Source organism: Lelliottia sp. F153 (assembly GCF_002870005.1).
Taxonomy (GTDB): Bacteria; Pseudomonadota; Gammaproteobacteria; order Enterobacterales; family Enterobacteriaceae; genus Enterobacter; species Enterobacter nimipressuralis.
Genome location: NZ_PKFT01000001.1, coordinates 1158324 through 1169554 on the forward strand (window position 1 = coordinate 1158324; position 11231 = coordinate 1169554).

11 protein-coding genes are annotated in these 11231 nt (G+C 59.5%); 8 read left to right on the plus strand and 3 right to left on the minus strand.

The genetic code is table 11. The features are described 5' to 3' along the window. Positions 1-17 precede the first annotated feature (17 nt). From F153LOC_RS05525 to F153LOC_RS05545, 5 genes are all read left to right on the plus strand, one after another. On the plus strand, positions 18-1040 hold the full coding sequence (locus F153LOC_RS05525) for an ABC transporter permease (RefSeq protein WP_102104218.1): 1023 nt from the start codon (positions 18-20) through the stop codon (positions 1038-1040). Beyond that, a complete protein-coding gene (locus F153LOC_RS05530) occupies positions 1040-1873 on the plus strand; it encodes an ABC transporter permease (RefSeq protein WP_102104219.1) in 834 nt (277 codons plus the stop codon). The genes F153LOC_RS05525 and F153LOC_RS05530 overlap by 1 nt, the downstream gene beginning before the upstream one ends. Then, a complete protein-coding gene (locus F153LOC_RS05535; protein ID WP_102104220.1) occupies positions 1866-2690 on the plus strand; it encodes an ABC transporter ATP-binding protein in 825 nt (274 codons plus the stop codon). Before F153LOC_RS05530 ends, F153LOC_RS05535 begins: the two co-directional genes overlap by 8 nt. Further along, the gene (locus tag F153LOC_RS05540) at positions 2677-3381 is read left to right on the plus strand and encodes an ABC transporter ATP-binding protein (protein ID WP_102104221.1); all 705 of its coding nucleotides are present in this window, start codon (positions 2677-2679) and stop codon (positions 3379-3381) included. The genes F153LOC_RS05535 and F153LOC_RS05540 overlap by 14 nt, the downstream gene beginning before the upstream one ends. A gap of 368 nt (positions 3382-3749) precedes the next feature. Continuing rightward, positions 3750-4205, plus strand: a complete 456-nt coding sequence (locus F153LOC_RS05545) for a hypothetical protein (protein ID WP_100777288.1) — start codon at positions 3750-3752, stop codon at positions 4203-4205. Positions 4206-4260: 55 nt separating this feature from the next. On the opposite strand, the gene F153LOC_RS05550 is transcribed toward F153LOC_RS05545, so the two are convergent. Next, positions 4261-4740 (minus strand): cold-shock protein, encoded by a 480-nt coding sequence (locus F153LOC_RS05550; protein WP_102104222.1) that lies wholly within the window; start codon positions 4738-4740, stop codon positions 4261-4263. Between the two features lie 391 nt (positions 4741-5131). On the opposite strand from F153LOC_RS05550, the gene F153LOC_RS05555 reads away from it, so the two are divergent. The 3 genes from F153LOC_RS05555 to F153LOC_RS05565 all read left to right on the plus strand — a co-directional run bounded on the left by F153LOC_RS05555 (position 5132) and on the right by F153LOC_RS05565 (position 6980). Then, a complete protein-coding gene (locus F153LOC_RS05555) occupies positions 5132-5461 on the plus strand; it encodes a type II toxin-antitoxin system RelE/ParE family toxin (RefSeq protein ID WP_100777290.1) in 330 nt (109 codons plus the stop codon). A gap of 12 nt (positions 5462-5473) precedes the next feature. After that, a complete protein-coding gene (locus F153LOC_RS05560; protein ID WP_100777291.1) occupies positions 5474-5788 on the plus strand; it encodes a DNA-binding protein in 315 nt (104 codons plus the stop codon). A gap of 70 nt (positions 5789-5858) precedes the next feature. Next, complete coding sequence (locus F153LOC_RS05565) at positions 5859-6980, plus strand: YbdK family carboxylate-amine ligase (RefSeq protein WP_102104223.1); 1122 nt, start codon at positions 5859-5861, stop codon at positions 6978-6980. Here F153LOC_RS05565 and F153LOC_RS05570 read toward each other — a convergent pair. Together F153LOC_RS05570 and F153LOC_RS05575 are read right to left on the minus strand one after the other, a co-directional pair. Then, a complete protein-coding gene (locus F153LOC_RS05570) occupies positions 6967-10065 on the minus strand; it encodes an efflux RND transporter permease subunit (RefSeq protein ID WP_102104224.1) in 3099 nt (1032 codons plus the stop codon). The genes F153LOC_RS05565 and F153LOC_RS05570 overlap by 14 nt on opposite strands. A gap of 9 nt (positions 10066-10074) precedes the next feature. Then, complete coding sequence (locus F153LOC_RS05575) at positions 10075-11154, minus strand: efflux RND transporter periplasmic adaptor subunit (RefSeq protein WP_100777294.1); 1080 nt, start codon at positions 11152-11154, stop codon at positions 10075-10077. Positions 11155-11231: the final 77 nt, after the last annotated feature.

The window sequence follows — 11231 nt, forward strand, 5'->3', positions numbered from 1 at the left end:
GGAATAACGCTCTCTCCATGCCACCTCTATCTTCCCACGTGATGCGTGTTGTTCAGGGCCTTTTCACCCTGCTCCTCACGCTGTTCGGGCTGCTGCTCGTCACCTTTGCGCTCTCCGCATTTTCCCCCGTCGATCGTGTCTTGCAGATCGTCGGCGATCACGCCAGCCAGTCGACGTACGATCAGGTTCGTCACCAGCTCGGGCTGGATCAGCCCCTGCCGGTGCAGTTCTGGCATTACCTGCTGAACCTGTTTCACGGCGATCTTGGCACCGCCAGCGCCACCGGACAGCCGGTATTGCAGGATCTGCTGCACGCATTTCCCGCCACGCTGGAACTCGCCACGCTGGCGCTGATTATCGGCTCCGTGCTCGGAATTATTGCAGGAGTGCTGTGTGCGCGTTTTGCCGGTTCACCGCTGGATCTGATCATCCGCACCCTCACCCTGCTCGGTAACTCGGTGCCTGTTTTCTGGCTGGGACTGCTCATGCTGGCATTGTTTTACGCGAAGCTGCAATGGAGCGCCGGGCCGGGCCGGTTGGACGATATCTGGCAATACACCGTGGAGCCACGCACCGGTTTTGCGCTGATCGATACCTGGCTTTCAGGGGACCGCGAGGCGTTTAAAAATGCCCTCAGCCACCTGGTGCTGCCGGTGCTGCTGCTGGCCTACTATTCCCTGGCGAGCATCACCCGCCTGACGCGCTCGGCGTGCCTCAGCGAAATGAACAAAGAGTACATCCTGCTCGCGCGCGCCAAAGGTGCGGGAGAGATGGCCATTCTGCTGCGCCATGTGCTGCCTAATATTCGCAGCACGCTACTGACGGTGATCGCGCTGGCCTACACCAGCATGCTCGAAGGCGCAGTGCTGACCGAAACCGTCTTCTCATGGCCGGGCATTGGCCGCTATCTCACCACCGCGTTATTCGCGGGCGATACCACCGCCATCATGGGCGGTACGCTGGTGATTGGCGTCTGTTTTGTGCTGATAAATAATCTGACCGACCTGCTTGTGCGGGCCACCGACCCCAGGGTGCGCTGATGCCTTTTTATCTTTTTCTGCGCCGACTGCGCCGCTCTCCCGCTGCGTTCTGCGGGCTTATCGCAATCGTTCTGTTGCTGCTGATCGCGCTGTTTGCTCCGTGGCTCGCTCCGCTCGATCCGAACTGGCAGAACGCGGCGGCACGCCTGCAGGCACCGAACGCCACGCACTGGCTCGGCACGGACAGTTTCGGGCGCGATCTGCTCTCACGCCTGATCTACGGCAGCCGTCCCGCTCTTGGGCTGGTGGCGCTGGTGACGATCATCACCCTGCCCACCGGGCTGCTGATCGGGATTTTGTCAGGCTACTACGGCGGCTGGCTGGAGCGTGTGCTGATGCGTTTTACCGACGTGGTGATGTCGATGCCACGTCTGATCCTCGCCTTTGCCTTTGTCGCCATGCTCGGCCCTGGCCTTGTGAACGGCGCGCTGGCGCTGGCGCTCACCACCTGGCCGGCCTATGCACGTCAGGCCCGGAGTGAAATTCAGCGTCTGCGTCACAGCGATTATCTGGCGGCTGCCGAGATGATGGGCATTCGCGGCGGGCGTCTGTTGCTTGGGCATATTCTGCCGCTCTGCCTGCCGTCAGCGATTGTGCGACTGGCGCTGGATCTGGCGGGCATTATTCTGGCCGCCGCCGGACTGGGGTTCCTGGGTCTGGGCGCGCGTCCGCCGATGGCCGAATGGGGCGCGATGATCGCCGACGGCATGCAGGTGATTTTCGATCAATGGTGGATCGCCGCTATTCCTGGCGGCGCGATCCTGTTCGCCAGCCTGGCGTTTAACCTGCTGGGCGACGGCCTGCGCGACATTCTGGAGCCGCAACATGACTGACTCCCGCGTTATCGTCGATGCGCTGAATATCGACTACCCCGCCGCGCGTGTGGTGAACAACCTGAGTTTTACCCTCGGCAACGAACGGCTGGCGTTAGTGGGCGAATCCGGCTCCGGTAAATCCATGTCGGCCAGGGCGCTGATGGGCCTGGTACGCAGGCCCGGCGTGGTCAGTGCCCGGCAGCTTAACGTGCTGGGCCACGATCTGCTGACCATGAGTAATCGCGGCTGGCAGCGCCTTCGCGGCAACGGCATTGCGATGGTGCTACAGGACCCGCGCTATGCGCTCAACCCGGCCAAAAACGTCGCCGCGCAGCTCGAAGAGTCGCTGACGCTGCATCAGTCTCTCTCCCGCAAGGAGCGGCAGGAGCGTATTCGCGACATCATCCACGCCGTCGGGCTGGAGCAGAGCGTGCTGACGAGCTATCCCGGTGAACTCTCCGGCGGGATGGGCCAGCGGGTGATGATTGCCATTGCGCTCATCAATAATCCGCAGGTGCTGATTGCCGATGAACCCACGTCGGCCCTCGACGCGCGTCTGCGCAATCAAATCCTCGAACTGCTGGTGAAGCAGTGCGAGGAGCGTCAGATGGCGATGTTACTGATTAGTCACGATTTACCGCTGGTGGCTGAACATTGCGACCGCGTGCTGGTGATGTATCAGGGCGAAAACGTCGATGAGATGACCGCGCGGGAACTGCCGCAGGCCACGCATCCCTACACCCGCACGCTGTGGACCTGCCGCCCGGATGCCAGCACCTATGGGCAAATGTTACCGACGCTGGATCGCAAGGAGATACACCATGGCACTCGTTGATGTCCGTCAGTTGCAGGTGGCGTTCGGCGAAAAAACGGCGGTATCGTCGGCCAGCTTTGCCATCGAAAAAGGGGAAACTTTCAGCCTTATCGGGGAGTCCGGCTGCGGAAAATCGACCATTCTGCGCGTGCTGGCCGGGCTACAACGCCAGTGGCGCGGCGACGTGACGCTGCTCGGGGAAAACCTGAAACCCGACGCCCGGTTTACCGGCGCGCTGCGGCGCAACGTGCAGATGGTGTTTCAGGATCCGTGGGCGTCCTTGCATCCGAATCACACCCTTTCACGCACGCTGACTGAACCGCTAAAAATTCACGGTGAAACACAGATTGCAGAGAAAGTAGCCGACGCGTTGCAGCAGGTGGGGCTGTCGGCTGACGCGGGCCAGCGTTATCCGCATCAGCTGTCTGGCGGCCAGCGTCAGCGCGTGGCGATTGCTCGCGCCCTGTTGCTGCGCCCCCAGCTCTTGCTGCTGGACGAACCAACCTCGGCGCTGGATATGTCGGTGCAGGCGGAGATCCTGAATCTGCTGAACCGCCTGAAACAGCAGCACGGTATGACCTATCTGCTGGTGAGCCACGACGCGGATGTGATTGCGCATATGTCAGACCGCGCGGCGTTTATGGCGCACGGCGAGATTCAACGGGTATTTGATCGTGAAGCGATGCGAAACGGCGAGCACCGGATGGGGTAGGTTTCACGTGGGCCAGTGTCTGCCCTTTCAGACCGGCTACCGCCCGACAGGTGTTTTCTGGAAAGCGCCTCGCAAATCGAAAAGTAACCTTGTGAAACTCAGGGTTTAGCCTTTTATTTGCCCTTCCTCGGTCGTAAAGTGCCTGCGTTGCGGTTTATCCGCGACCGGGCGTAGGAACCCGTTGGCATAAAGCGATAACTTTTTTCGCGACAGCGCATACCCCGTTAACTTACGGTGGCGCTGGCGGAGCAGCAAACGCTGGCCGTTTTCTTTGTGCACGGTATTCCTACCTCCGTCAGCGCTGCCCCTCCCTGAGCGCAGGGACTTACAGGGTGGTCAATTAATTTCATGCATAATGAGGATGCCAAATGGCTACTATCCCAACCCTGTTTTACGCGCAATCTGACGAAAGCGTTATTCAGCAGCTTCTCACCGCCCCGCTCCCGCAAACGGCGGATTTATTCCAGGTGGCCGATCTCTGCGCCTCATTTGTGTGCGTGCTGGTCGAAACCCACGACAGCAAAACGCGCGAAGCCTTGTGCGAGCGTTTACTGCAAGCGCTCAACCAGCTGCGCGAACTGTGCGATAAAGATCTTCCACCGTACCTGATTGAGCAACTGATCAAGGGCGAGAAAATCAGCTCAAACGTGCCGGATCTGTGGCAAGAAACCGCCACGCTGTTGGATTACATTCAGGCGCTGACGAACGCCATTCTGGCAGGGACTCTGCCACCGAATGTGGCAAAAGAGTTAACGGGGCTGCTGCATGATATGGTCTGGCTGCTGACCGATTTTGTGAAGGAGCCGTACATCACGGCGCACTGAGGCAGGAGTGAGGCCGAAATTCTGCAGATGAATGGCACAGAATTTCGGCACAGGATCACTTGAGGAGTTTCACCGTGGCCTCGATGTCGATCTCATCTTCAGAGAAGATCAGCGTCGTCCCCTGGAAGGTGGTGATCGCCAGTTTCTTCACCGAGCGCATCTCACCCGGTTTCGCCGCAGATTTCGGACGGATATTGTTCAGCAGCAGGCCGACTGACAGCACCGCATTTTCTTTATCGATGCCCGAGTCTGCAGGCACTTCTTCGCTGTAGACCAGGAAAGATTTAATCGACGTCAGCTTAATACGCTCGCCCGCGATATAGATGTATTTGCTTTCCGGCACCACTTTCACCGCATACGCGGACAAGCCTTTGTTGTTGGTCGTCGGTTCAAACGTGACCGCCGCGTCTTTCTTAATCAGCTCAGGATTGGCAACTTTGATCACATGAAAATACCGGTTGTCACCGTTTTCATCTTTGATAAATCCAAAGCCTTTATCTTTAAACCACGTTGTGATCGTTCCGTTCATCGCCATTACCGCCTGATTAATCGTTTATCAACACAAATTTTGCAGCGCGCAGTGTAAAGCACATTGCCTGCGCAGACTACGTCTTTGGGTTAAGTCTGGACGATAAATTTGTGGGATGCGAGTCCATCGCCCGGTGGGAAAGTTGCTTACACGGGCCTACGTACCGCTTCGGTATTAGCCAGGTGAAGTGTAACCGTCAACCGGCGTTTCTTCTCTGGAACGCGCCTCGCAAACCGAAGATTAGCTTTAAAAAATAGGTAGTTATCGATTTACTCGCCATTACACTGATGATGTTTCCCCGAGGTGCCGGGCAGATAGAATCTGCTATAAAGGCGTTTATCTTGTAAATCGTAACTTATAGGATACAATAAATGAGTGTTAATCACAGGCTACAATCATGCCGATAGTGAAGCACTATAAAACGGCTGACGACCGTAACCCTTTTGACGAGTACTTTCGCAGTATCAAAGACCCGATAGCCAAAGCCATGATAGCGACACGCATCGCCCGAATGGCAACCGGCAACTACGGAGATTGTAAAGTGTGTCGCGACGGTATATCAGAGTTGCGGATCGCTCAAGGGCCGGGGTATCGGGTGTATTTTAGTTATGTAACAGACTCCAGTGATGGCAGCGTAAATCTGGTGTTGTTGTGCGGGACGAAGAAGAGTCAAAACGCCGATATTACTACTGCGTTAATCTATCTTAACGACTACAAAGCAAGGTAATGAGAGGAAATAATGGCTAAATCCATTCTCCACGATGATGCGATGGTACAACTGCTGAAAGACGATCCGGCATTTGCCCCTGTCTATCTTCACCAGGCATTAATTGAGATCGATGAAGAAGGGGGTTACGAGGCATTCATGCTGGCACTACGCCACGTTATTGAAGCCACTGGAGGCATGACTGCTGTCGCGAAGCGCGCGGGGGTTTCCCGTGAATCGCTCTACAAATCACTCTCTCCAAATGGGAATCCGTCTTTTAAACGCGTAGCCGCGCTGGCATCTGCTACGGGTTACCCTATTTCACGCATAGCCACCGCATCGGCCTAATCAGTGCCGCAAATCACGCCGCTTGCAGGAGATGTCTATACTCATTTCATCCCCGCAACCGGAGCGCGCCATGCCCCTACCCGACTTCCATGTATCCGACCCTTTTACGCTGGGTATTGAACTCGAACTGCAGGTGGTGAACCCGCCGGGGTACGATCTCAGCCAGGACTCTTCGGCGCTGATTGCCGCCGTGAAAAACGATATCAAGGCCGGTGAGGTCAAACATGATATCACCGAGAGTATGCTCGAAATCGCCACCGGCGTGTGCCAGGACATTCATCAGGCGGCGGCGCAATTTTCCGCGATGCAGCAGGCGATCCTGCGCGCGGCGGCGGATCAGCATATTCAGATCTGTGGCGGCGGCACACATCCGTTTCAGAAGTGGCAGCGTCAGGAGGTGTGCGACGACGAGCGCTACAACCGCACGCTGGAGATGTTTGGCTATCTGATTTTGCAGGCGACGGTTTTCGGCCAGCACGTTCACGTCGGCTGCCGAAACGGTGATGAGGCGATTTACTTGCTGCATGGTCTTTCGCGCTTTGTGCCGCACTTTATCGCCCTCTCTGCCTCGTCGCCTTACATGCAGGGCAGCGATACCCAATTCGCCTCCTCGCGGCTCAATATTTTCTCGGCGTTTCCAGATAACGGCAAAATGCCGTGGGTGAATAACTGGCAGGAGTTCGAAGGGCTGTTTCGCCGCCTTAGCTATACCAGCACCATCGACAGCATCAAAGATCTGCACTGGGACATCCGCCCCAGCCCGCATTTTGGCACCGTTGAGGTGCGGGTGATGGATACGCCGCTGACTCTGGCGCACGCGATTAACATCGCCGGGCTGATTCAGGCCACGTCGCACTGGTTGCTAACCGAACGCCCGTACAAGCACCAGCCGCAGGACGCCCTGCTCTATAACTTCAACCGTTTTCAGGCATGCCGCTATGGGCTGGATGGCCTGCTGACCGACGTGAACAGCGGCGAACAAAAAACCATTGCCGAGGATATCGAGTGGCTGCTGGAGCGCGTCGCGCCATCAGCCGATAAGGTGGGCGCGACAAGCGCGATTGCGGAAATTGCCCTGATGTTAAAACAGGGCAAAAGCGAGGCGCAGCGGATGCGGGATTTTATCGCCGACGGCGGTTCGCTGATCTCGCTGGTACAAAAACACTGCGAGCTGTGGACTACTCACCCGTAAGTGAGTGCCCCCACTCGCGCAGACGCTGGAACAGCACGAACAGCGCCGGGATAAAGACAATCCCGACCACGGTCGCCACCAGCATCCCGCTGAACACCGTGGTCCCGATGATGCGGCGGCTCTGCGCCCCCGCACCGGAGGCCAGCATCATCGGCAGCACGCCGATAATAAAGGACACGGCGGTCATCATGACTGCGCGGAAGCGGCGCGACGCCCCTTCGCGGGCGGCATCGACAATCGCCATGCCGTCTATGCGCCGCGCGCGGGCAAACTCGACGATCAGAATGGCGTTTTTGGCCGCCAGGGCGATAAGCAACACCAGCCCAATCTGCACGTACACGTCGTTGGCAAAGCCTGCAACCCACAGCCAGACCAGCGCGCCGCCGATGGCAAACAGCACCGAGAGCATCACGCTTGCGGGCAAGGTCCAGCTTTCGTACTGCGCCACAAGGAACAGCCACGCCATCACCACCGCCGCCAGCACAATCCAGATCGCCTGATTGCCCGTCTGCTGCTCCTGATACGACATACCGCTCCACGCGTAGTCATACCCGGCGGGCAGAGTATCGTTCAGCAACTGACCCATCGCCGCCATTGCCGTGCTGCTGCTCACGCCTGCCGCCGCCGAGCCGCTCACCGACACTGACGGGAACTGGTTGTACTGCTGTACAAACGGCGCACCGACGGTCGGGGTGATAGTCACCAGATTGCTCAGACGCACGCGCTCGCCGTTATTGCTGCGCACATAAAGCTCACTGATCTGCTCCGCACGCTCACGCCACTGCATCTCGTTTTGCATCACCACATGGTAAACGCGATTATTAATGCTGAAATCCCCGGCGCGCGTGCCGCCAAAGGCGGTTTGCAGGCTGCTGAAGATGCGGCTCACGGGCACACCCAGACGTGCTGCGCGCTCGCGATCCACCTCAAGGGTCAGCTGCGGTACGTTGCTGCTCCAGGTGGTAAACACGCGGGTGAGTTGCGGATGCTGGTTGGCTTTCGCCAGCACCTCGCGGGTGACGCGCTCCAGCTCCGCCGGGCTTTGCCCTGCCTGGGCCTGAATACGCAGATCGAACCCGGAGGCATTACCCAGCCCCGGTAGCGTCGGCGGCGCGAAGGTCATGATGGTCGCTTCCGGCAGGGCCAACAGCTGACGTTGCAGCCCGCCCATCACCTCGTCGAGCGGCGGGCGCTCGCTCCAGTCTTTCAGCATCACCGAGATAAATCCGCCGTTCGAGGCGCTGGTGCCGTTGAGAATATTAAAACCCGAGACCTGAATCACATCCGCCACCGCCGGATTGGCGGCAATCAGCTCGCGCGCCGTCGTCATCACCGCTTCGGTGCGCTCCAGGGATGCCGCCTCCGGCAGCTGGACGCTGGCGAAGAAGTAGCCCTGATCTTCCTGCGGCAGGAACCCTTTTGGCATGGCGGTAAAACTCAGCGCCACGATGGCCGCCGCACCGGCAGTCGCCAGCAGTGCCACCACAGGGCGACGGTTAAAGACCTCCACCAGACGGGTGTAAGCCTGCCGCGTGGCGTCCAGCGCGCGGTTAAAGCCGCGGAAAATCGCCGCAGGACGCCCGACGCGCGGGCGCAGCAATAAGGCGCACAGCGCCGGTGTAAGCGTCAGGGCCACAATACTTGAAAGGGTTACGGCGGTGGAGAGCGTGACCGCAAACTGGCGATACAGCTCGCCGACAATCCCCGGCAGCAGCGCCACCGGCACGAATACCGCCAGCAGTACCAGGGTGGTGGCGATCACCGGCCCGGCAATCTGACGCAGCGCGTTGGCCGTCGCCTCCGTGCGGCTTTGCCCTTCCGCCATCAGCGTTTCGACGCTCTCGACCACCACAATCGCGTCATCCACCACCATGGTGAGCGCCAGAATAATGGCGAACAGACTCAGGGTGTTCGCCGAATAGCCGAGCGTGTAGAGCACCGCGAAGGTGCCAATCAGCGACACGGGGATTGCCAGTACCACAATCAGCGTCGCGCGCCAGCTTTGCAGAAACAGGGAAACCACCACCACCACGGCAAGCAGCGTCAGGGCCAGTGAGACACCAATCTCTTTGATGGTCGCCGCCACAAACTCGGTGGTGTCGAACTTCACTTCCCAGGTCAGATCCGCCGGGAAGCGAGTGGAGAGCCGCTCAAGCTCGCCGCGCACCGCTTCGGCCACGCGCAGGGCATTGGCCGACGGCGTCGGATAGATGCCTAAGTACGCCGAATCGTGACCGTTCAGCTGCGCGCCAGAGCTGTAACTGCGCGATCCCAGCTCGATGGTCGCCACATCTTTCAGGCGAACCAGTTGCCCCATGTCACCGGCGCGAATAATGATATCGCCAAAGGCGTCGGCTTCGTTGAGACGCCCCAGCCCGTTGATAGTGAGCGTTTGCTGCTGCCCGTTGAAGACCGGCGGCGTCCCCACCTGGCCTGCCGCACCCTGCACGTTCTGCTCGCCCAGCGCCTGGGCCACATCATCCGTGGTGACGTTGAGAGCGTTCATACGATCCGGACGCAGCCAGATGCGCATGCTGTAGTCGCGCGCGCCAAACAACTGGACCTGCCCGACGCCCGGCAGGCGTGCCAGGGCTTCGCGCACCTGGGTGCTGGCGTAATTGCTGACAAACAGCGTTGAATGGGTACCTTCCGGTGAGTAAAGACTTACCCCCATCATCAGGTTAGTGGCGCGTTTTCGCACCTGGACGCCGTTTTGCTGCGCCTCGGCGGGCAACTGCGCCAAGGCCTGCGCCACGCGGTTTTGCACATCAATCGCCGCCAGATCCGGGTCGGTGCCTGCGGCAAAGGTGATGTTCAGGCTGTAGGCGCCTTCATCGGAGCTGGTCGATTCCATGTACAGCATGTGATCCACACCGTTAAGCTGGGTTTCCAGCGGCGTGGCGATGGCTTCTGCCACATCTGCCGCGCTGGCACCCGGCCAGCTGGCGCTCACATTCACCACCGGCGGCGTGATCTGCGGGTACTGCTCCACCGGAATCAGCCTCAGGGCGATGGCCCCGAGCAAGGTGATCACCAGCGCAATCACCATCGCAAAGCGCGGGCGTTTGATAAACAACGTCAGCATGGTGGCTCCTTAATTCAGAATCTGGACAGCAGCACCGGGCTGCAGTCGCGGTGCGCCGTCAGTGACCACGCGCTCATTCGCCTCAACGCCGCTTTGCACGGTGAACTGCTGGCCCATTTGTCCGCCGAGCGTAAGCGCGCGTTTTTCAGCGTTTCCGTCGGCGTTCACTACCCAGGTGAAAAATCCGTCGCCATTTTGTTGTACCGCAGCCGCCGGGATCACCAGCGAATCCTGCTCGCTCTGCGGTCGCAGCCAGACATTCACGTTGCCCCCCGGCAGCAGGCGGTGCTGCGGATTGGCGAATTCGGCGCGCAGCATTACGCTGGCGGTGCGCGGGTCGATACGGTTATCCACCGAGGTCAGGGTGCCGTTTTCACGCTGCTCGCCGTTCTGAATCTGCGCCAGCCAGGCCTGTTTTAGCGCCGTGATATCCGCATGCTGCCCGGCTTTCGCGGCAAATGCCCCCTCTTCCAGGGCGAAGGCAATGCGGATGGGGTCAAGCTGCACCACCTCCACCAGCGGGCCGCTCGATGGATTCACTACGCTGCCGACATGGAAGCGGCTGTGGCCCATACGCCCGTTGATGGGCGAGACTATCCGGGTGAAACCGAGGGTGACGTTTCGCGCCTCGAGACGGGCATTGGCCTGCTCCAGCGCCGCGCGAGCCACGTCGCGCTGCATCTGTGCATTGTCGACGTCATTACGGCTGATAGCGTTGCCGGTTTTCAGGCTTTGAAAACGCGTGAGTTGCTGCTGCGCCTGGCGCAGGGTGGCTTCGGCACTTTTCACTTCCGCCTGCGCCAGACGCACCGCCGCACGCGGCTCCGCGTCGTCGAGTTCGAACAGCAGATCGCCCTGTTTGACGTACTGCCCGTCGCGGAAATGGATTTTGGCAATCGCCCCTTCCGTGCGCGCCCGCAGCTCTACCGTATGGATCGCCTCAATGCGGCCAGGGATCTGGCGCTCAGCGGCGTGGGTGGTCTGCTCGACGCTGGCGACGCGTACCGGAATGGCGGCGGCAAGAGCGGTTTGCAGGGTGCAGGAAAGAAGTGCGACCGCCAGAGCGGTGCGCAGGAAGGTGGATTTCATGGGGAAGTCCTCAGGTGATTCTCTCCCTCACCCTGGCCCGCTCCAGTGGAGAAGGTCAGGATGAGGGTGAGGGCAAA